This window comes from Streptomyces sp. SP17BM10, from assembly GCF_036322405.1.
GTDB lineage: Bacteria > Actinomycetota > Actinomycetes > Streptomycetales > Streptomycetaceae > Kitasatospora.
This window is the reverse complement of the sequence record NZ_JAQYXB010000588.1, coordinates 202,301-223,008: the sequence shown is the minus strand read 5'-3', so window position 1 is coordinate 223,008 and position 20,708 is coordinate 202,301. Positions and strand designations below refer to the sequence as shown.

At 73.9% G+C, this 20,708-nt stretch carries 20 protein-coding genes and 1 riboswitch; of the genes, 11 read left to right on the top strand and 9 right to left on the bottom strand.

The features are described 5' to 3' along the window. Positions 1-136: 136 nt before the first annotated feature. The 3 genes from PUR71_RS19835 to PUR71_RS19825 are packed head-to-tail and all read left to right on the top strand — an operon-like array spanning position 137 to position 2,902. Complete coding sequence (locus PUR71_RS19835) at positions 137-955, top strand: lysophospholipid acyltransferase family protein (protein ID WP_329928373.1); 819 nt, start codon at positions 137-139, stop codon at positions 953-955. Between the two features lie 35 nt (positions 956-990). Next, positions 991-2,232, top strand: a complete 1,242-nt coding sequence (macS, locus tag PUR71_RS19830; RefSeq protein WP_443077489.1) for a MacS family sensor histidine kinase — start codon at positions 991-993, stop codon at positions 2,230-2,232. Continuing rightward, a complete protein-coding gene (locus PUR71_RS19825; protein WP_329928372.1) occupies positions 2,210-2,902 on the top strand; it encodes a response regulator transcription factor in 693 nt (230 codons plus the stop codon). Before macS ends, PUR71_RS19825 begins: the two co-directional genes overlap by 23 nt. A 58-nt stretch (positions 2,903-2,960) precedes the next feature. Here PUR71_RS19825 and PUR71_RS19820 read toward each other — a convergent pair whose 3' ends face one another. Next, positions 2,961-4,919 carry an anthranilate synthase family protein gene (locus tag PUR71_RS19820; RefSeq protein WP_329928371.1) on the bottom strand — a complete coding sequence of 653 codons (1,959 nt, stop codon included), beginning with the start codon at positions 4,917-4,919 and terminating at the stop codon, positions 2,961-2,963. A 305-nt stretch (positions 4,920-5,224) separates the two neighbouring features. On the opposite strand from PUR71_RS19820, the gene PUR71_RS19815 reads away from it, so the two are divergent. Both PUR71_RS19815 and PUR71_RS19810 read left to right on the top strand, forming a co-directional pair. Then, a complete protein-coding gene (locus PUR71_RS19815; protein WP_329928370.1) occupies positions 5,225-6,559 on the top strand; it encodes a class II 3-deoxy-7-phosphoheptulonate synthase in 1,335 nt (444 codons plus the stop codon). 184 nt (positions 6,560-6,743) lie between these two features. Continuing rightward, positions 6,744-7,010: a (2Fe-2S)-binding protein gene (locus PUR71_RS19810; RefSeq protein WP_329928369.1), complete on the top strand. Its 267-nt coding sequence runs from the start codon at positions 6,744-6,746 to the stop codon at positions 7,008-7,010. Between the two features lie 13 nt (positions 7,011-7,023). On the opposite strand, the gene bfr is transcribed toward PUR71_RS19810, so the two are convergent. After that, the gene (gene bfr / locus PUR71_RS19805) at positions 7,024-7,503 is read right to left on the bottom strand and encodes a bacterioferritin (protein WP_218198113.1); all 480 of its coding nucleotides are present in this window, start codon (positions 7,501-7,503) and stop codon (positions 7,024-7,026) included. 220 nt (positions 7,504-7,723) lie between these two features. Here bfr and PUR71_RS19800 point away from each other — a divergent pair, with 220 nt between their 5' ends. Then, positions 7,724-8,353, top strand: coding sequence for a sulfite oxidase-like oxidoreductase (locus PUR71_RS19800; RefSeq protein WP_329928368.1), 630 nt, complete (start codon positions 7,724-7,726; stop codon positions 8,351-8,353). Between the two features lie 14 nt (positions 8,354-8,367). Here the strand turns inward: PUR71_RS19800 and pknB are convergent, their stop codons facing one another. The 4 genes from pknB to thiO form a co-directional block, all read right to left on the bottom strand. Next, the gene (gene pknB, locus PUR71_RS19795) at positions 8,368-10,191 is read right to left on the bottom strand and encodes a Stk1 family PASTA domain-containing Ser/Thr kinase (protein WP_329928367.1); all 1,824 of its coding nucleotides are present in this window, start codon (positions 10,189-10,191) and stop codon (positions 8,368-8,370) included. Between the two features lie 95 nt (positions 10,192-10,286). After that, complete coding sequence (locus tag PUR71_RS19790; protein ID WP_329928366.1) at positions 10,287-11,084, bottom strand: thiazole synthase; 798 nt, start codon at positions 11,082-11,084, stop codon at positions 10,287-10,289. 3 nt (positions 11,085-11,087) lie between these two features. Beyond that, a complete protein-coding gene (gene thiS, locus PUR71_RS19785; RefSeq protein WP_443077488.1) occupies positions 11,088-11,297 on the bottom strand; it encodes a sulfur carrier protein ThiS in 210 nt (69 codons plus the stop codon). After that, entirely contained in the window at positions 11,294-12,478 is a 1,185-nt protein-coding gene (gene thiO / locus PUR71_RS19780) for a glycine oxidase ThiO (protein WP_329928365.1), read from the bottom strand. The genes thiS and thiO overlap by 4 nt, the downstream gene beginning before the upstream one ends. Beyond that, positions 12,473-12,585, bottom strand: a riboswitch (TPP riboswitch). (Overlaps the previous gene by 6 nt.) 120 nt (positions 12,586-12,705) lie before the next feature. Here thiO and PUR71_RS19775 point away from each other — a divergent pair. Genes PUR71_RS19775 through thiE form a run of 3 tightly spaced genes read left to right on the top strand, consistent with a single transcriptional unit; the run spans position 12,706 to position 14,979 of the window. Further along, the gene (locus PUR71_RS19775) at positions 12,706-13,911 is read left to right on the top strand and encodes an NAD(P)/FAD-dependent oxidoreductase (RefSeq protein WP_329928364.1); all 1,206 of its coding nucleotides are present in this window, start codon (positions 12,706-12,708) and stop codon (positions 13,909-13,911) included. A 52-nt stretch (positions 13,912-13,963) separates the two neighbouring features. Next, positions 13,964-14,329: an Rv2175c family DNA-binding protein gene (locus tag PUR71_RS19770; RefSeq protein WP_280674507.1), complete on the top strand. Its 366-nt coding sequence runs from the start codon at positions 13,964-13,966 to the stop codon at positions 14,327-14,329. Continuing rightward, the gene (gene thiE, locus PUR71_RS19765) at positions 14,329-14,979 is read left to right on the top strand and encodes a thiamine phosphate synthase (RefSeq protein WP_329928363.1); all 651 of its coding nucleotides are present in this window, start codon (positions 14,329-14,331) and stop codon (positions 14,977-14,979) included. Before PUR71_RS19770 ends, thiE begins: the two co-directional genes overlap by 1 nt. 31 nt (positions 14,980-15,010) lie before the next feature. Here the strand turns inward: thiE and PUR71_RS19760 are convergent, their stop codons facing one another. Beyond that, positions 15,011-16,117 (bottom strand): polyprenyl synthetase family protein, encoded by a 1,107-nt coding sequence (locus tag PUR71_RS19760; protein WP_329928362.1) that lies wholly within the window; start codon positions 16,115-16,117, stop codon positions 15,011-15,013. Between the two features lie 176 nt (positions 16,118-16,293). Here PUR71_RS19760 and metF point away from each other — a divergent pair, with 176 nt between their 5' ends. Both metF and PUR71_RS19750 read left to right on the top strand, forming a co-directional pair. Continuing rightward, a complete protein-coding gene (metF, locus tag PUR71_RS19755) occupies positions 16,294-17,208 on the top strand; it encodes a methylenetetrahydrofolate reductase [NAD(P)H] (protein WP_329928361.1) in 915 nt (304 codons plus the stop codon). Positions 17,209-17,369: 161 nt separating this feature from the next. Next, positions 17,370-18,227, top strand: a complete 858-nt coding sequence (locus PUR71_RS19750) for a hypothetical protein (RefSeq protein WP_329928360.1) — start codon at positions 17,370-17,372, stop codon at positions 18,225-18,227. A gap of 12 nt (positions 18,228-18,239) precedes the next feature. Here the strand turns inward: PUR71_RS19750 and PUR71_RS19745 are convergent, their stop codons facing one another. Continuing rightward, positions 18,240-19,733, bottom strand: a complete 1,494-nt coding sequence (locus PUR71_RS19745; RefSeq protein WP_329928359.1) for a phytoene desaturase family protein — start codon at positions 19,731-19,733, stop codon at positions 18,240-18,242. Positions 19,734-19,743: 10 nt separating this feature from the next. Further along, entirely contained in the window at positions 19,744-20,364 is a 621-nt protein-coding gene (locus PUR71_RS19740; protein ID WP_329928358.1) for a DUF4126 domain-containing protein, read from the bottom strand. Between the last annotated feature and the right edge of the window lie 344 nt (positions 20,365-20,708).

The following is a 20,708-nucleotide window of genomic DNA, read 5'->3' as shown; positions in this document are numbered from 1 at the left end:
CGCATCGTCCCACGCGCTCCGCCGGGTCGTACACCCCCGGGAGTGCGCCCCGCACCCCACACGGCGAGCGGGGCGGGGCGCGGGCCGCGCTCACGGGGCATTAGGATCGTGCGGTCCGCAATACAGGAGGCCCGGGTTGTTCTACCGACTGATGAAGATGATCGTCGCGCCACTGCTTCGGATCTTCTTCCGGCCGTGGATCGAGGGTGAGGAGAACATCCCCACCGAGGGTGCGGCGATCATCGCGAGCAACCACCTGTCCTTCTCGGACTCGTTCTTCTTCCCCGCGCTGATCAGGCGCCGGGTCACCTTCATCGCGAAGGCCGAGTACTTCAACACCCCGGGCCTCAAGGGCCGGCTGACCGCCGCCTTCTTCAAGGGCGTCGGCCAGCTGCCGGTCGACCGCTCCGGGGTGCGCGGCGCCGGCGAGGCCGCGATCCGCAGCGCCATCGCGGTCCTCGACCGCGGCGAGCTCTTCGGGGTCTACCCCGAGGGCACCCGCTCGCCCGACGGCAAGCTGTACCGCGGCAAGGTCGGCGGCCTGGCCCGCGTCGCGCTGGCCACCGGGGCGCCGGTCATCCCGGTCGCCATGATCGACACCGAGAAGGTGCAGCCGCCCGGCCAGGTCGTCCCCAACTTCGGCATCCGCCCCGGCATCCGGATCGGCCGCCCGCTGGACTTCTCCCGCTACCAGGGCATGGAGAACGACCGCTTCATCCTCCGTTCGGTGACGGACGAGGTGATGTACGAGATCATGCGCCTCTCGGGCCAGGAGTACGTCGACATCTACGCGACGGCCGCCAAGCGGCAGATCTCCGAGGACAAGAAGCGCGCCGACGCCGAGCGCAAGGCCGCCGCCAAGGCGGAGAAGGCCGAGGCGGAGAAGGCGGCCGAGGCCGAGAAGGCCGCGGAGGCGGAGAAGGCACAGGAGCAGAAGGACACCGGGTCGGCCTGACGGACCACCCGGAGGTCCAGGGGAGGGGCGGGCGGATGAGGGACGGCGGCAGAACCGGGGCGGTGGGCGCCGGCGGCACCGGACTCGGCGGCACGGTCGCGGCCGGCGGCATGTCGGTCGAACTCCCGCTCTGGCGGGCGATCTCCTACTTCCGCGTCCTCGCCCTGTGCTACGCCCTCCTCCGCTACTTCCACTCCTACCTGCACTTCCTGCACCCCGTCGCCGGCTGGATCTACCTCGGCGCGCTCACCCTCTGGACCCTCGCCAGCACCCGGGCCTTCGCCGGCCCCCAGCGCTGCACGTGGTACGTCCTCGGCACCGACCTCGCCACGGCCGTGACCGGCATCGTGATGAGCGGCCAGACCGACGACCCGGTCCGGATCAGCCACGGCTCGACCACCCTGCCGACCATCTGGGCCGCCGGCACGGTGCTCGGCTTCGCCGGGAAGGGCGGCTGGCGCTGGGCCGCGGCGGCCGGCTCGGTCATCGGCGTGGCCAACATCCTCGGCCACGGCGGCATCACCGCCGACAACGTCCACAACATCGTGCTGCTGATGGTGGCCGGCTGCGCGATCGGCTACGTCATCGAACTCGCCCGCGCCGGCGAGAGCGCGCTCACCCGCGCCCTCCGGGTCGAGGCCGCGACCCGCGAGCGCGAGCGGCTCTCCCGGGACATCCACGACGGCGTCCTCCAGGTGCTCGCGCTGGTCCAGCGCCGCGGCGCCGAACAGGCCGAACACCCCGGCGCCGGCGCCGACTTCGCCGAGCTCGGCCGCCTCGCGGGCGAACAGGAACGCGCGCTGCGGACGCTGATGACCGGCGGCCCGGTCCCCGCCCAGGGCTCGCCGCGGGCCGTCCGGGAGCCGGGCGACCTCACCGCGCTGCTGCGCCCGTACGCGGACGAGCGGATCACGCTCTCCGCCCCCGGCACGCCGGTCCTGCTGCCCGCACGGGCCGTCGGGGAACTGGCGGCCGCGGTCGGCGCCGCCGTCGACAACGTCCGCAAGCACGCCGGGCCCGACGCCCGCGCCTGGATCCTGGTCGAGGACGAGCCGGAGGCCGTCACCGTCAGCATCCGCGACGACGGCCCCGGCTTCGCCTCCGGGCGGCTCGGCGAGGCGCAGCGGGCCGGCCGGCTCGGCGTCAGCCAGTCGATCCGCGGCCGGCTGCTGGACCTCGGCGGCACCGCCGAGCTGTACTCGGTGCCCGGGGAGGGCGTCGAGGTCGAACTGCGCGTCCCGAGGAAGGGCTCCGATGACCGACCAGCCGACGACTGATCCGGCGGCCGAACGGCCCGTGCGGGTGATGGTCGTGGACGACCACCCGATGTGGCGCGAGGCCGTCTCGCGCGACCTCGCCGAGGCCGGGCTGGACGTGGTGGCCACCGCGGGCGACGGCGAGGAGGCCGTCCGCCGGGCCCGCGCCTGCACGCCGCAGGTGGTCGTGCTCGACCTCAACCTGCCCGGCCTGCCCGGCGCCGAGGTGTGCCGGCAGGTCGTCGCGCACGACCCGTCGGTGCGGGTGCTGGTGCTCTCGGCGAGCGGCGAGCACCAGGACGTGCTGGAGGCGGTGAAGTCCGGCGCGACCGGCTACCTGGTGAAGTCGGCCGGGCGGGAGGAGCTGCTGGACGCGGTGCGGCGCACGGCCGTCGGCGACGCGGTCTTCACCCCGGGCCTGGCCGGCCTGGTGCTCGGCGAGTTCCGCCGCCTGGCCGCCGAACCGGCCCCGGCCTGCGCCCCGGCGGTGCCGCAGCTGACCGCCCGCGAGACGGAGGTCCTGCGGCTGGTGGCGAAGGGCCTGTCGTACCGCCAGATCGCCGAGCGCCTGGTGCTGTCGCACCGGACGGTGCAGAACCACGTGCAGAACACGCTGGGGAAGCTGCAGTTGCACAACCGGGTGGAGCTGGTGCGGTACGCGATCGAGCAGGGGCTGGACGACGAGATCTGAGGGGGCCTGCGGCGCCGGGACCCGAGCAGGACACCCTGCCCGGATCCCCCCCACCCCCTCAGCGCCGTACGGGCGCCGTCTGGCGGAGCAGGGCGGCGACGATGTCCACGCCCTCGCGGGTCAGCACCGACTCCGGGTGGAACTGGAGGCCGGCGAAGCCGGGCCCGCGCAGCGCGTGCACGTCGCCGGTGGCCGCGTCGCGCGCGAGCTCGACGCCCTCGGCCGCGAGCCGGGCCGCCTCGGCGTCCGTGCAGCGCGCGGTGAACGTGTTGTAGAAGCCGACCGTGCGCTTCGTCCCGAACAGGTCGACGGTCTCCTGCGCCCCCTGGTACGGGACGGCCTTGCGCGCCAGCCCGAGCCCGAGTCCGGCGGCGAGCAGCTGGTGGCTCAGGCAGACCGCGAGCAGCGGCGCCGTCCGGGCGCCGGAGCGGACGGCGGCCAGGGCGTCGGCGACGACCGGCCGGAGCACGGCCATCTTGGGGTCGTCGGCGAGCCGCGGGTCGCCCGGGCCGGGGCCGAGGACGAGCGCGCCGGGGTGGGCGGCGACCCGGGCGCGCAGCCCGGGTTCGTCGTAGCGGACGACGCTGACCCGGTGGCCGAGCGAGGTGAGCAGGTGGGCGAGCATCGCCGTGAAGGTGTCCTCGCCGTCGACGACGAGGGTCGGCTCGGGCTCGGTGATCTCGGTCGGGGCCTGCATCCGCAGCCAGAACGGCGCGAGTCCGCCGCGCCGGGCGCCGAGCGCGGCCTGGACGCGGTGGTCGTCGCCGAGGCGCGGCCCGCCCCGGTCGGGCAGCCGGGCGGGGACCGGCCGGGCGCCGATCGCGGTGAGCACGCCGGCGGCCTTGGCGTGCGTCTCGGCGACCTCGGACTCCGGGTCGGAGTGCCGCACGAGGGTGGCGCCGACCCGCACGACGAGGCGCCCGGTGGCCGGGTCGATGTCGGCGGTGCGGATGCAGATGGGGGAGTCGAGCAACTGCCCGCCGCTGGCCGAGCGGCCGATGAGGGCGAGCGCGCCGGAGTAGTAGCCGCGGCCGCCGGACTCGTACCGCCGGATGACGCGGGTGGCGTTCTGGACCGGGCTGCCGGTGACGGTGGCGGCGAACATCGTCTCGCGGAGCACGTCCCGGACGTCCAGCGAGGTGCGGCCGCGCAGCTCGTACTCGGTGTGGGCGAGGTGGGACATCTCCTTGAGCCGGGGGCCGAGCACCTGGCCGCCGAGGTCGCCGACGGTGCACATCATCTTCAGCTCTTCGTCGACGACCATCGTGAGCTCTTCCAACTCCTTGGGATCGTGCAGGAATCGGAGCAGCGAGTCGATGTCCGCCCCGCCCGCCGGATAGCGGTAGGTGCCGGAGATCGGGTTCATCACGACGGTGCCGCCGCTCTGCCGGACGTGCACCTCGGGGGAGGCGCCGACGAGGCAGCGACCCGGCTCGCCTCCGGGAAGACGCTCCCCGGTGTGGACGAGGAACGTCCAGTACGCGCCGCGCTCCTGGTCGAGCAGGCGGCGGAACAGCGTGAGGGCGAGCTCGGGGGAGAAGTCCTCGAGCGTGGCGCTGAAGTCGCGCCGGATCACGAAGTTGGCGCCCTCGCCGTTGCCGATCTCGTCCCGGATCACCCGGCGGACGATGTCGGCGTACGCGGCGTCGTCCACGTCGAACGCGCCGTCCGTCAGCGTGACCGGCAACTGCGGCAGCGCGGAGGCGAATTCGGCCAGCGGCAGGGTGTACTGCTCGGTGACCGCGAGGGCCTGGAGCGGTGTGCCGTCGTCGTGCGCCTCGAAGCCGCGCTCGCGGATCTGCCGGTAGGGGACGAGCGCGAGCAGGTCGTGGACCGGGCCGCCCGTCGGCACGCCGGAGCGGACCGGCAGGTCGGCGAGGTGCTCGTAGGTGCCGACGGTGCCCAGCAGCACCTCGACGGTGTCCGGGGCGAGGCGCGGGGTGCGGCGGTGCAGCAGGGCGAAGGCCGGGGCGTCGGGGCCGGTGAGGCGGGCGAGCAGGTCGGCGGTGGTGGTCACGGTGCGGCTTCCTTCCGGGAGGAGGTGCGGGGCGCGGTGTCGGGTGTTCCGCTCCCGGAGGGGCCGTCTGCACAGACGCCGACGGCCGCCCCGAGGGGCGGCCGTCGTGTTCGTCTAGGAACGCGCGATCGGTGGGCCACCCGAGGGGGAGGCCCACCACCAGGAGTGGGTGTGGGGCGCGTTCACGGGTCGAGCGTAGCGGATCGGGCCGACCGGGTGAGCCCGGTCACTTCTTTGTCCGAGTTGTGTCTCACCCATCGGGCGTTGGTCACGAATCGCTTGCGCCACCCCGTAGCCTTGGCCCTGTGACCGTGACGAATCTCCACTCCTGGCAGTCCCTGCCCGCGGCGCAGCAGCCTGAATGGCCGGACCAAGAGGCTCTGCGCAAGACCCTTGCGGAGCTCGCCTCCTATCCGCCCCTCGTCTTCGCCGGCGAGTGCGACCAGCTGCGCGCCCGGCTCGCTGCCGTGGCGCGTGGGGAGGCGTTCCTGCTGCAGGGCGGTGACTGCGCCGAGGCCTTCGACGGCGTGTCGGCCGAGCACATCCGCAACAAGCTGAAGACGCTGCTGCAGATGGCCGCGGTGCTGACGTACGCGGCCTCCGTGCCGGTCGTGAAGGTGGGCCGGATCGCCGGCCAGTACTCGAAGCCGCGCTCGAAGTCGACCGAGACCCGCGACGGCGTGACCCTGCCGGTGTACCGCGGCGACTCGGTGAACGGCTTCGAGTTCACCCCCGAGTCCCGCATCCCGGACCCGGAGCGCCTGAAGCGGATGTACAACGCGTCCGCCGCGACGCTGAACCTGGTGCGCGCCTTCACCACCGGTGGTTACGCCGACCTGCGCCAGGTGCACGCCTGGAACCAGGACTTCGTCCGCAACTCGCCGGCCGGCCAGCGCTACGAGCAGCTCGCCCGGGAGATCGACAACGCGCTGGCGTTCATGAACGCCTGTGGTGTCGCCCCGGAGGAGTTCAGGACGGTCGAGTTCTACTCCTCGCACGAGGCGCTGGTGCTCGACTACGAGACCGCGCTGACCCGCGTGGACTCGCGCACCGGCGAGCTGTACGACGTCTCCGGCCACATGGTGTGGATCGGCGAGCGCACCCGGCAGCTGGACCACGCGCACATCGAGTTCGCCTCGAAGATCCGCAACCCGATCGGCGTCAAGCTCGGCCCGACCACCTCGGTGGACGACGCGCTGACCCTGATCGAGAGGCTGGACCCGGAGCGCGAGCCCGGCCGCCTCACCTTCATCACCCGGATGGGCGCGGGCAAGGTCCGTGACCACCTGCCCACCCTGGTGGAGAAGGTCACCGCGTCCGGCGCCCAGCCGGTGTGGATCTGCGACCCGATGCACGGCAACACCTTCGAGGCCTCCAGCGGCCACAAGACCCGCCGCTTCGACGACGTGCTCGACGAGGTCAAGGGCTTCTTCGAGGTGCACCGCGCGCTCGGCACCCACCCGGGCGGCATCCACGTGGAGCTGACCGGCGACGACGTGACCGAGTGCGTCGGCGGCGGCGACGAGGTGCTGGTGGACGACCTGCACCAGCGCTACGAGACGGCCTGCGACCCGCGCCTCAACCGCAGCCAGTCGCTCGACCTGGCGTTCCTGGTGGCGGAGATGTACCGAGGCCAGTAGGCCCCGGGCGTTCCGCGCCCCCCGGATGTGACGAAGGCCCCTCCGGTTTCGGGATTCCCGAGGCCGGAGGGGCTTTTTCGTACCCGGAACGCCGGGTAAGGTGAGGCTTAGTGAACTAAGGCAAACCTTAGTCAAGATCCACGCAGTCGGCGGCGACTGCGCTGAACCCCCGGGAGAGACCGCGATGTACGTGTGCATGTGCCATGCGGTCACCGAGGACCAGGTGAAGCGGGCGATCGACGAGGGCGCCAACACCCCGCGGCAGATCGCCAAGGGCTGCAAGGCCGGCACCGACTGCGGCTCGTGCGTGCGCCGGATACAGGCGCTGCTCGGCGAGCACGGCGCCCGGCCCTGCCCGACCGCCCGGCTGGCCGCCAGGCTCGGCCTCGCCGATCCCGAGGCCCCCGCCGCCCCGGCCCCGGCGCCCGTCCGCCCGCTGCGCGCGGCCTGACCGCCGCGGCGGCTCAGGATTCCGGCTGCTCGATCAGCTGGGCGATGTAGAGCGCCTCCCCGAGCTTCTCCAGGAGCTCGAGCTGGGTGTCGAGGTAGTCGATGTGGTGCTCCTCGTCCGCCAGGATGTCCTCGAAGATGTTCGCCGAGGTGACGTCGTTCTTGGCGCGCATCACCACGATCCCGCGCTTGAGCCGGTCGATCGCCTCGACCTCGATCTGGCGGTCGGCCTCGAACATCTCCTTGACCGTCTGCCCGATCCGGACGTGGAACAGCCGCTGGTAGTTCGGCAGGCCCTCCAGGAAGAGGATCCGGTCGGTGAGCACCTCGGCGTGCTTCATCTCGTCGAACGACTCGTGCCGGGTGTACTTGGCGAGCTTCGTCCAGCCGAAGTTCTCCTGCATCTTGGCGTGCAGGAAGTACTGGTTGATCGCGGTCAGCTCGGCGGTGAGCTGCTCGTTGAGGAACTCGATGACCTCTGGATCGCCCTGCATGTCGGTGCCTCCCTGCGCTGGGGCCTGCTGTGAGTGCTGCGCTGCGCATCCTGGCACCGAAATAGGAGGAACTTCCAGTAAGTTCACACTCACTAGGACATGTGTCGGAATATCCGATTTGGTGGAATGGCCGCCTACCATTGGCCCGTACGAGCGGGGCGTGCAGCGCACCGAAAGGGGCGCGCGCCTGGGGTCAAGCGCCGTCTGTCACCATGGAGCCATGGGTCAGTCCGAACAAGAACAGTTTCCGCCGCCTGACCCGAGGCTCCCCCCGGGGCAACGCGTCCAGCGCGGCTGGCCCGCCCTGCACTACGGCCCCGTGCCCCGCTTCAAGCCGCTGACCTGGGACCTCCAGGTGTTCGGCGCGACCGCCTCGGCGGAGAAGCACAGCTGGGACTTCGACGCCTTCACCGCCCTGCCGCGCACCACCGTCCGCGCGGACCTGCACTGCGTCACCAAGTTCTCGGTCCTCGGCAACGAGTGGACGGGCGTCCCCGCCTCCCTCGTCCTCGACCTCGTGCCCCCGGCGCCCGGCGTCACCCACGTGATGGTCTGGGCCGAGTACGGCTACAGCGCCAACCTTCGGCTGGCCGACTTCGCCGATCCGCACACGCTCTTCGCCACCCACCGCAACGGCGAGCCGCTCACCGCCGAGCACGGCTTCCCGGTCCGGCTCGTCGTGCCCCGGCTGTACGCCTGGAAGGGCCCGAAGTGGGTCCGCGCGGTCGAGTACATGCGGGCCGACCGGCGCGGCTTCTGGGAGGAGCGCGGCTACCACAACCGCGCCGATCCGTGGCGCGAGCAGCGCTACACCCACCAGGAGGAGCCGGGCGACGGCCCGCTCCGCTGAGACCCTCGACCCCCTTAGATGAAGGGGAAGTTGACCGTCACCGCAGTGTGCTGCGGGCGCCGCTCGCCGGCCGCCGGGAACTGGCTGCTCGCCTTGCCGCTGCCGAACAGGTTGACCCCGGTGGCCTGCATCGTGAAGCCGGCCGCCGCGAGCGCCTTCTCCGCCGCGTCCTTCGTCATCCCGGTGACGTCCGGCACCGGCACCATGCCCTTGCTGACCACCAGCGAGACCGGGGTGTTCTCCGCCACCTGCTGGCCGGCCGCCGGCGAGCTGCTGATCACCGAGCCCTCGGGCACGGAGTCGTTGTACGTCCCGGTCACCGAGCCCTTCGCCAGTTGCGCGCCGGTCAGCACGGACGCGGCCTGGTCGGCGGGTTTGCCGGTGACGTCCGGCACGGCGATCCGGTGCGGCCCCTTGGAGACGGTGACCGTCACGGCGTCGCTCTTGCGCGCCCGCGCGCCGACCCCCGGGTCGGTGGAGATCACCTGGCCGGACGGCACGGTCTCGCTGTACGCGTCGACGAACCTGCCGTGCATGCCCTCCTTGTCCAGGATCCGCTGCGCCTCGGCGCGGTCCTTGCCGAGCACCCCGGGCACCGGCCCGTACAGCGACTCGGACAGCCCGTACGTCACACCGCCGACCAGCAGCACCAGGACGGTCAGCGCGGAGGCCCAGATCACCGGCTTGCGCGGGACGCGGCGCAGCGGGTTCGGCCGGGGCGGGCGCACGGGGGTGGGCTCGTCGTACGGGCGGGGCTCGACCAGCAGCTGGTCCATCAGCTCCGGCGGGACGTCGAGCACGCTGGTGCGCTCGGGCGCGGGCGGCTCGACCGGCTGCGGGAGGGGGAGCGGCAGCTGCCGCGGGGCGGGAGCCTCCGGCGTGCGCTGGATCACCGAGGTCGGCTCGCTGGTCGGGTAGCGCGGGCTGGGCCGGGTGGAGGTCGGCGGCTCGGCGTCCAGCTCGGCCGGGCCGAGCTCGCGGCGGACGCGCTGGAGGGTGGCCAGCAGCTCGACGGCGTCGTACGGGCGGGCGTCGGGGGTCCGGGCGCAGGCGCCGAGGACTATCGCGTCGAGCGCCGGTGGGACGGTCCGGACGGTCCGCGACGGCGCGGGGACGTCCTCGTGCAGGTGCTTGTACATGACCTGGACGGGGTTGTCGCCGGTGTGCGGGCGGGTGCCGGTGAGCATCTCGTACAGCAGGATGCCGGCCGCGTAGACGTCCACGCGCTGGTCGGTGGGGGCGTCCGGGAGGATCTGCTCGGGCGCGAGGTAGGAGACGGTGCCCATGACGGTGCCGCCGGTGGCGGTGGTCGTCGAGGTGGGGGCGCCGTCGGCGGTGCCCAGGACCCGGACCAGACCGAAGTCGGCGACCTTGACCAGTCCGCCGTCGGTGATCAGCACGTTCTCCGGCTTGACGTCGCGGTGGACCAGCCCGGCCCGGTGGGCGGCGCCGAGCGCGGCGAGCACCGGCTCCATGATGTCCAGGGCGGCCCGGATCGAGAGCGCGCCGCGGTCGCGCAGCAGGTCGCGCAGGGTGCGGCCGGGCACGTACTCCATGGCGAGGAAGACCTGCCCGTGGTCCGCGCCCTGGTCGAAGACGTTGACCACGTTGGGGTGGGCGAGCCGGGCGACGGCCTTGGCCTCGCGGATGAAGCGGGCGGTGAAACCCTCGTCCCCGGCGAGGTCGGGGTGCATCACCTTGAGGGCGAGCACGCGGTCGAGGCGGGTGTCGGTGCCCTTGTAGACCGTGGACATGCCCCCGGTCGCGATGCGCTGCTCGACCCGGTACCGGCCGTCGAGCAGGGTACCGATCAGCGGGTCGTGCCATGCCTTGTCCACCCGAGGAGTGTAGTGGCGAAGCCCTTCGCCGGGCCCGGAGGTGGTCACCCCCGCGCCCGGCTGTGCCCGGCTTGTGACACGGCCGCGTCGCGGGCCTAGAACGCGGGGCGCTCGCGGGTGTCGAGGTCGGCGCGGCCGGCCATCGCGGAGGAGGCCTCCGCGTGGAAGCGGCGCGGGATCCGGCCGGCCCGGTGGGCGAGGCGGCCGGCCTCGGTGGCGTGCCGCATGGCCTCGGCCATCAGGACCGGGTCCTGCGCACGGGTCACCGCGGAGGCGAGCATCACGGCGGAGCAGCCGAGCTCCATCGCCAGGGCGACGTCGGAGGCGGTGCCGGCGCCCGCGTCCAGGATCACCGGGACGTTCGCGCCCTCCACGATCAGCTGGAAGTTGTGCGGATTGCGGATGCCGAGGCCGGAGCCGATCGGCGATCCGAGCGGCATGATCGCCGCGCAGCCGACGTCCTCCAGCTTGCGGGCCAGCACCGGGTCGTCGTTGGTGTACGGGAGCACCGTGAAGCCGTCGTCGACGAGCGTCTCGGCGGCGTCCAGCAGCTCGATCGGGTCCGGCAGGAGGGTCCGCTCGTCGGCGATGACCTCCAGCTTCACCCAGTCGGTGCCGAGCGCCTCGCGGGCCAGCCGGGCGGTCAGCACGGCCTCGCCGGCGGTGAAGCAGCCGGCGGTGTTGGGCAGCACCCGGATGCCGTTGCGGGTGAGCACGTCCAGCACGGAGCCCTGGGTGCCGGCGTCGACCCGGCGCATCGCGACGGTGGTCAGCTCGGTGCCGGAGACCTGGAGGGCCTGCTCCAGGACCTCCAGGCTGGGGGCGCCGCCGGTGCCCATGATGAGCCGGGAGGTGAAGGTCGTCCCGGCGATGGTGAGGAGGTCGTCGGCCATGGGTCAGCCTCCCTGGACGGCGGTGAGGATCTCGATCCGGTCGCCCGCCGAGAGTCGCGTCCGGGACCACGAACTACGCGGCACCACGGCCTCGTTGAGCGCGGCGGCGACGCCGGTGTTGGCCTTGCTGAGGGTGGTGACCACCTCGGCGAGGGTGGTCGCGGCGGGCACCTCGCGGGGCTCGCCGTTGACGGTCAGTGCGATGTCGGTCATGCGACGGCCTTCGTGGTGGAGCGGGTGGGGGAGAACCGGGAGGGCGCGAACGGCCGTGCGAGCTCGGGGACTTCGCCGGTCGCCAGGTAGTCGGCGAGCAGGTCGGCGGTGACCGGGGTGAGCAGCACGCCGTTGCGGTAGTGGCCGGTCGCGGCGACCAGACCGGGCAGGTGGGTCGGTCCGAGCAGCGGCGCGTTGTCCGGCGAGCCGGGGCGCAGCCCGGCCGAGGTCTCCACGAGCGGGAGTTCGGTGATGCCTGGGACCAGCTCGTGGGCGTCGCGCAGGAGTTCGTAGACCCCGCCGGCGGTGACGGTGGTGTCGTAGCCCTGTTCCTCGGTGGTAGCGCCGATCACCAGCTCGCCGTTCTCGCGCGGCACCAGGTAGAGGTGCTGCCCGCGCACGACCGCGCGGACGTTGCGGTGGAGGAACGGCCGGTAGGCGTCGGGGATCCGCAGCCGCAGGATCTGCCCCTTCACCGGACGGACCGCCGGCAGCACGCCCTCGGGCAGGCCGGGCAGCCGGTGGCTGTGCGGGCCGGCGGCGAGGACGACCTGGTCGGCGGCGAGGGTCTCGCCGGTGCCGAGGCGCACGCCGACGGCGCGGCCGTTCTCGACCAGCAGCTCGACGGCCTCGGTGCGGTGCCCGATGACGCCGGCCCGTTCGCAGGCCGACAGCAGGGCGGTCAGCAGTCGGCGGGGGTCGACCTGGTGGTCGTCGGCCACGTGCAGGCCGCCGCGCACGCCGGGGGCGAGCATCGGCTCCAGCTTGCGGGCCTCCCGGCCGGTCAGCCAGGTCGAGTCCAGACCGAGCCGCTCGTGGAAGGCGTGCAGTTCGCGCAGTTCCGCGCGGTCGTCGGAGTCCAGCGCGACGGCGACCGTGCCGCACCGGCGGTAGCCGGTGTCCTCGCCGCCGCTCGCCTCGGTGAGCTCGGCGGCGAAGGCCGCGTACCGCTCGTTCGAGGCCATGCCCAGGCGCAGCAGCGGCTCCTCGCCGTACTGCAGCTCGGTGACCGGCGCGAGCATCCCGGCCGCGACCGCGGCCGCCCCGCGACCGGGGGAGGGGTCGACCACGACGACGTCCTTCAGACCGCGCTGCGCCGCCCGCCAGGCGACGGCGAGGCCGATGACGCCCCCGCCGATCACCAGCACGTCGGCGCGGGTGCCCGGTGCCAAGCGTGTCAAAGCTGCTCTTCTCCCTTCGCCGGTATGACCCGGATCAGGTTCGGACGGTCGCGGGCCGTGCCAGCCCGCCTCTCAGCCCGGTACGCCGGGCTCCCGTGATGGTGTCCCCACCATAACTCCGGTGGTCCGCCCGGCCGAAGGCCCGTACGAAGGGTGAACGGGCCCGGCGCGGCCCGCCCGGACGAGGGGCGGACGGCCCGCCGGGGCGCGCGGGGCGGCTGAGTACAGTGACGGGCGTGGCAGAGCTGAGCGGAACGGATCGGGTGGTCGTCGTCGGGGCCGGGCTGGCCGGTGCGCAGTGCGCGCTGGGGCTGCGGCGGGGCGGGTGGCAGGGGCGGATCGCGCTGGTCGGGGAGGAGCCGCACGCGCCGTACGACCGGCCGCCGCTCTCCAAGGACGTCCTGCTCGGCAAGAGCGACGCCACCACCCTGGACATCGACTTCCCGCACCTCGGCGTCGAGCTGCTCACCGGCCGCCGTGCCACCGGACTCACCCCGGGCGTGCTGCACACCGACGCCGGCGACCTCCCGTACGGATCGCTGGTGATCGCCACCGGCGCCACCCCGCGCGCCCTGCCCGGCGCCGAGCGCGCGCACCTCCTGCACACCCTGGACGACGCGCTCGCCCTGCGCGGGCTGTTGCGGCCCGGGTTGCGCCTGGTGCTCGTCGGCGCGGGCTGGATCGGCGCCGAGGTGGCCACCGCCGCCCGGGAGGCCGGCTGCGAGGTGACCGTCGTCGAGGCGGGCCCGGCGCCCGTCCCCGGTGCGCTGCCGGGCGAGGTGGGCGCGGCGATGGCCGGCTGGTACGCCGGGGCCGGGGTGGACCTGCGCTGCGGCGTCGGCGTCGCGGCCGTCGAGCCCGGCGCCGTGCTGCTGGCGGACGGCTCGCACCTGCCCGCGGACGAGGTCGTCGTCGGCATCGGCGCCCGTCCCGCGACGGACTGGCTGGCTGGCTCGGGCGTCGAGCTCGACGCGACCGGCGCCGTCGTCGTGGACGAGCGGCTGCGCACGAACCTGCCGGGCGTCTTCGCGGCGGGCGACTGCGTCAGCTACCCGTCGGCCCGCTCCGGCGCCCGGCTGGCCGTCCAGCACTGGGACCACGCGCTGCAGTCCGGGGAGGCGGCCGCCGCCGCCGTCCTCGGGGTGGACGCACCGTACGACCCGGTGCCGTACTTCTGGTCGGAGCAGTTCGGCCGCATGGTGCAGTACGCCGGACGGCACGCCGAGGGCGACGAGCTGCTCTGGCGCGGCTCCCCGCAGGACGCGACCTGGGCGGTGCTGTGGCTGCGCGACGGCGTGCCGAGCGCGCTGCTGGCCGTGGACCGCCCGCGCGACCTCACCCAGGGCCGCCGCCTGATCGAGCGCGGCACCGCGCTGGACCCGGCCCGGGCCGCCGATCCGGCGGTGGCGCTGAAGTCGGCGGTCGCGGGGTAGCCGGGACGGACGGTTGGTGCGCGGTGGGCCGCCGAGGTGGCAGTCTGGTGGCGTGAGTGAGATCGAAAGCAAGATTGAAGCCCTGGTCCCCGAGTGGATGTACCTGCCCGACATCTCGGAGCAGTGGGGCGTCCGCGTCACCGAGGTCCGCGACCTGGTGCGCAGCGGCGGCCTGATCGCCGTCCGGCGGGGCCCGAACAAGTCGCTGCAGGTGCCTGCGGCGTTCATCGACGGTCCTGGGCTGGTCAAGCACCTGTCCGGCACCCTGACCGTCCTGCGTGACTGCGGGTACAGCGACGTCGAGATCCTGGAGTGGCTGTTCACCGAGGACCCGTCGCTGCCCGGCAGCCCGATCCAGGCGCTGCGCGAGAACCGCGGCACCGAGGTCAAGCGCCGCGCCCAGGCGATGCTGATCTGATGGCGGCGGACACGCGGCGCGCCCGGCTGGACGACGCCCGGCTGTACCTGTGCACCGACGCCCGCCGGGAGCAGGGCGACCTGGCCGAGTTCCTGGACGCCGCGCTGGCGGGCGGGGTGGACATCGTCCAGCTCCGGGACAAGGGCCTGGAGGCCAAGCAGGAGCTGGAGGCCCTGGAGGTCTTCGCGGACGCCTGCCGCCGCCACGGCAAGCTGCTCTCGGTCAACGACCGCGCCGACGTCGCCCACGCGGCCCGGCCGGACGTGCTGCACCTCGGGCAGGACGACCTGCCCGTCCCGGCCGCCCGGGCGATCCTCGGCGAGGACGTCCTGATCGGCCGGTCCTGCCACGCCGAGTCCGAGGTGGACGCGGCGGTCGCCGAGTCCGGCGTGGACTACTTCTGCACCGGCCCGGTCTGGCCGACCCCGACCAAGCCGGGCCGCCCGGCCCCGGGGCTCGGCCTGGTCTCGTACGCGGCCGAGCAGGCCACCGACCGCCCGTGGTTCGCCATCGGTGGCATCGACCTGGGCAACGTCGACGAGGTGCTCGCCGCGGGCGCCCGCCGGATCGTCGTCGTGCGGGCCATCACCGCCGCGGACGACCCGCAGGCGGCCGCCGCCGAGCTCGCCCGCCGGGTGCGCCAGGCCTGAGCCGCCCGACGGCCGCCGTCGTCCGCGGGGCTCAGTACTTGCGGACGGTGGCGGCCTCGGCCAGGGCCAGCAGCACCTCGCGGGCGCGCGCGTCGGCGAGCGGGGCCGCCTCCAGGGCGGCCAGCGACTGGCGCATCAGCTCGTCGATCCGGGCCTCCACCAGCTCCGGCGCCCCGCTGCGCGCGACGAGGTCCCGCAGGCCGGCGACCTCGTCGGGCGCGAGGTCCGGCGCGCCGAGCCGCTCGTCCAGGTGCTTCGCGTCGGCGGCCGGCAGCCCGCGCATCGCGTGCGCGACCAGCAGGGTGCGCTTGCCCTCGCGCAGGTCGTCGCCGGCCGGCTTGCCGGTGACCGCCGGGTCGCCGAAGACGCCGAGCAGGTCGTCCCGCAGCTGGAACGCCTCGCCCAGCGGCAGGCCGAACGTGCCGTACGCCGCCACCAGGTCGGGCCCGGCGCCGGCCAGCAGCGCGCCGACCTGCAGCGGGCGCTCGATCGTGTACTTCGCCGACTTGTAGTGCAGCACCGTCTGCGCCCGGTCCAGCGCGCCCTCGTCCGTCGAGTCCCCGGCGACCGGCTCCAGCACGTCCAGGTACTGGCCGAGCATGACCTCGGTGCGCATCAGGTCGAACGCCGGCTTGGCGGCCAGCACCGCGGCCGGGGCCAGGCCGGAGCGCAGGAACAGCTCGTCGCACCAGATCAGCAGCAGGTCGCCGAGCAGCACCGCGGCGGAGGCGCCGTACTGCTCGCGGTCGCCGCGCCAGCCGCGCTCGCGGTGCAGCGCCTCGAAGCGGCGGTGGATCGACGGCAGGCCGCGGCGGGTGTCGCTGCGGTCCATCAGGTCGTCGTGGACCAGCGCGCTCGCCTGGAGCAGCTCCAGGGCCGCCGCCGCGTTCGCGATCCCCTCGCCCTCGGTCGAGCCGCCGGCGCCGCGCCAGCCCCAGTAGCAGAAGGCCGGGCGCAGCCGCTTGCCGCCGTCGAGCAGGAAGTCGCGCAGCGCGTCGGCGGCGGGCGCCAGCTGGGGCGAGATCCCGCCGAGCAGAGCGGACTGGCCGTCCATGAACGCGGCGAGGGCGGCGTTGACGCGCTCGCGGACGTCCTCCACGTCAATGGGGTTGGCCGGCCGGTTGCTGGACGAGGTCACGATGAGGCTCCGGTGGTTCGCTTGGGGTGCAGCAAGCGTAGCGGGGCGGCCGGGGAACACCCGTGCGAGCAGCGCGGTGGGGCGGCCGGGACGACAAGCGGAACCCTGTCCATCGGTTGTCTCAATCCGTGGAACCGAGTTGTCCCGGCGCTTCGGGCGCCGGATAATCTGCCAGCATGGCACTCGGTATCGCTTCCACCCGGCCGGACCGCGCCTTGACGGTCCGCGAGCTGTTGGCGGCCGGCAAGCGGTCCTTCTCCTTCGAGTTCATGCCCCCGCGCACCGAGGTCGGCGAGCACAAGCTCTGGGACGCCATCCGGCGGCTGGAGCCGCTCGACCCGAACTTCGTCTGCATGACGTACGGCGCCGGCGGCTCCTCGCGCGAGCGCACCGTCAACATGGTCGGCCGGATCGCCACCGAGACCACGCTGACGCCGGTCGCCCACCTGACCGCGGTCGACCACTCGGTCGCCGAGCTGCGCAACATCATCGGCCAGTACGCCGACCAGGGCGTGCGCAACGTCCTCGCGGTGCGCGGAGACCCGCCCGGCGACCCGATGGGCGAGTGGGTCAGCCACCCGGAGGGCGTCACCTACGCCTACGAGCTGGTCGAGCTGATCAAGGGCATCGGCGACTTCTGCGTCGGCGTGGCGGCCTCGCCGAACATGCACCCGCGCTCGACGAACTGGGACGACGACACCCGGCACTTCGTGGCGAAGATCCGCGCGGGCGCCGACTACGCGATCACCCAGATGTTCTTCGAGGTCGACGACTACCTCCGGCTGCGCGACCGGGTGACGGCGGCGGGCTGCGAGACGCCGATCATCCCGGAGATCATGCCGGTCACCAACGCCAAGCAGCTGGAGCGCTTCCCGCAGCTGAGCGGCTCGGCGTTCCCCGCCGACCTGGAGGCCCGCCTGCGGGGCGCGATCGACGACCCGGCGGCGCTGCGGGCGATCGGCATGGAGCACGCCACCGCGATGGCCGAGCGGCTCCTCGCCGAGGGCGCGCCCGGCCTGCACTTCATCACGCTCAACCACTCGACCGCGACGCTGGAGATCTACCAGAACCTCGGTCTGCACCAGCGCTGAGCGTGCACGGGCCCGTCACCGCACCGACGGTGGCGGGCTCGGTCGTGTGCGCCCCGGCGCCGCGGACGGCGGGAACGCGATGCGGTACCCCGACCGTTGAACCGGTACAGTCGCCGCACACGCGCGGCGAGCGCGGGCACGCGACTGGAGGTATCGGGCGGATGGGCATCGGATACCTGCTGCTGTACGCCGCGTTGGCGGTGGTGGCGCTCTGGCTGGTCGCCGAGCTGCTCCTGCAGAACCGCGCCCCGGTGCACTGGCGCGCGCTCGCCCTGGCCGGCTTCCTCGGGGTGGCCGGCGGCATGGTCGTCGGGTCCGTCCCGGTGATCGGCGCGGGCGCGGCCCTCTTCGCGGTCGGCCAGACGTTCGTCACCCTCTCGGTCAAGCGCGGCTACACCGGCGGCTGGTCGCTGCGCGCGGCCGACGGCTCCCTGCCGGGCCCGCTCGCCAGGGTGCCGCTGCTCGGTGCGCTCACCGGCGGCGCGGCGGTGGCCGCCGTCGCGGTGGCCGCCGAGACGCGGGTCGGCGAGGTCAGCGCCGTCGAGGAGACCCCGGAGCCGGACCCGGTCGGTGCGGGCGGTGCGGATGTCCCGGAGGTCGAGCAGACCGCCGCCTTCGAGATGCAGGAGCTCGCCGCGGACGGCGTCTACACGCCCGGCTACTACGAGCAGCCCCAGCAGCAGGACCCGTACGCGGAGGCCTACCAGGCCGGGTACGACGTCCAGCAGCAGCCCGCCTACGACCAGCAGCAGTGGCAGCAGCAGCCACAGGAACAGCCGGCCTTCGCGTACGACCAGGGCTACGGCACCTACCCGCAGCAGCAGGACCCCTACGGCTACCCGCAGCAGGACCCGTACGGCGGCGGCTACCCGCAGCAGGCCCCGGCCTGGGACCCGAACGCCCAGCACCAGCAGCAGTGGCAGCCGCAGCCCGAGCAGCACACCCAGGGCATCCCGCAGCAGCCGACGTACGACCACGGGTACGGCTACCAGCAGCAGAACACCTGGCACCAGGGCTGAGGCCGTTGAGGGCTAGGCGGGCCCGATGAGGTCGGCCGCGATGCAGGCCGACATGCCGACCCGCGCCAGCCCGCCGCCGGGGTGGGCGGCGCCGCCGATCAGGTAGAGACCGGGGGCGCCCTCCGTCGGTGCCTGGAGGAACGTGCCGCGGGCGCCGGGCAGTGCCGGGCGTGGGACCGAGCCCTGCCAGGACCCCGTCTCGCGCTCGGTGTCGGCCGGGGTCCGGACCACCCGCCACAGCACGCGGCCGGCCAGGCCCGGGACCGCCGCCTGCGCCTGGGCGACCATCCGGTCGGCGAAGCGCTCGGCGACCCCCGGCTCCGTCCAGTCCACGCCGCCGGCCGGCACGGTGGCGGTCAGCACGGCCGTCTCGTGGCCCTCGGGGTGCAGCGAGTCGTCGTCCGGGCGGAGCACCTGCACGGTCGGACGCTCCGCGAGCGGGCCGGGGCCGAAGATCCCGGCGAGCTCGGCGGCCGGGTCGGCGGCGTGGACGACCGTGCGGTGCGCGGTGCCCGCCGGGCGTTCGCCGCGCAGGGCGAGCAGCACGACGGCGCGGCCGGGGACGCGGTCGGCGTGGGTCACCGACTCCGGCCAGTGGTCCTCGTCCGGCGCCAGGCCCGTCCACTCGCGGTACCGCCGGTTGGCGTCCGCCGCGTGGATCACGACGTCCGCCTCGACCGTCCCGGCCGTCGTGACGATCCCGCGGGCCCGGCCGTCCTTCTCCAGCACCTCCTGGTACGGCGTGTCGAAGCGGAACTCGACCTTGCGCCGCTCGCAGCGCCGGTAGACCGCGTCCGCCAGCGCTCGCATGCCGCCCTTGACGTACCAGACGCCGAACGACTGCTCCATGTACGGCAGGACGGTGGCCGCGGCCGGGGTGGCGCGCGGGTCGAAGCCGAAGCGCACCGCGTGCTCGTGCAGCAGGGCGGTGAGCCCGGGGTGGCCGTCGAGCTCGCGCGCCGCGACGTCGGCCAGCGTCCAGCGGCCGGACGGACGCAGCCGGGCGAGGCCGCGTCGGGGCGGGACGGGGTACGGGTCGGCGTGCAGCGGCTTGGGGTCGGCCGGAAGCGGCTCCTCCAGCAGCGGGCGGCGGGTGGCCTCCCAGACCGTCCGGCCGCGGTTGACCACCGCGTTCCAGCGGGCGCCCGACCCGGTGCCGAAGGCGTCGTCCAGCGCCTGGGCGACGCCGCCGCGGGAGGCGTTGGGCAGGGCGAGGGCGGTGCCGTCCGGGAACAGGTGCCGGCTCTCCGGGTCCACCGGGGACAGCCGGACGAGTTCCTCCAAGGGCTCGCGGCCGGTCTTCAGCGCGAGGTCGCGATAGACCGCCGGGAGGGTGAGCAGGCCCGGACCGGTGTCGAAGGCGAAGCCGTCGCGCTCGTACCGGCCGACCATGCCCCCGTACGTGCCACTCGCCTCGCAGACCGTCACCCGGTGTCCGAGGGTCGCCAGCCGGGAGGCCGCCGCGAGCCCGCTCATTCCTGCGCCGATGATGACGATCCGTGCCATGCCCCAGATCCTATGGCTGACCGGCGAACACCCCTTGGGCCGCCCGTGCGCGGGCGGCCTTGCGCTCGCGGCGGCGGGCACGGAACGCGCGGATCCTGCTGATCGCCAGCCACACCAGCAGCACGCCGATCGCCAGCAGGACGGCCGAGATCGACGCGGCCAGCCAGGGGTGGAAGATCGCCAGGGTGACCAGGCCGGCCACCGACAGGTCCTCGGCCAGGCTGACCGCGATGTTGCTGGCAGGCTCGGGCGAGGTGTTGACGGCCATCCGCAGCGAGGCCTTCACCAGGTGGCTGACCAGCGCCGTCGTGCCGCCCAGCGCGCCCGCCGCGACCTCGCCCAGCGAGCCCGGGTGGCTGCCCGCGATCAGCGCGGCCACGGTGGCGCCGGCGATCGGGCGGACCACGGTGTGGACGACGTCCCACACGCTGTCCACGTACGGGATCTTGTCGGCCACCGCCTCCAGCAGGAACAGCAGGGCGGCCGCCACCAGCACGTCGGTGCGCTCCAGGGCGGGCGGCACCGAGTCGGCGCCCCCGAACCGGCCCAGCAGCCCCAGCAGCAGCACCACCGCGTACGCGTTGATGCCGCTGGCCAGTCCGCTGGTGAAGATCAGCGGCACGATCGTCATCGGGTCCCCTCCTCGGAACGGCCGGTTCCGCCCGGCCTCGCCGTACCGTACCGGGACGCGGCCGGACACCCCGCCGGTTCCGGCTCGGCGGGGTCGGCGCCGATCTGAGTACGAGTACTCAGATCCGCGGTTGAGTACTTCGGCGGATAGCCCTCCGACCTGCGCGGACGCCAGAGTGGTGGCACCCGGGCTGCGGGGCGCGTCGGGCGCCGCGCACCCCGGACGGCGGACCCGTCCGTCCGCCGGCCCTGGGGAGCCGGCGGACGGTCGGCGCAGGGCCCGCCACCCGAGCCGGCCGGGAGGCCGCGCACCGCCGACACGGGGCGGCGGAGCGCGGCGAGGGG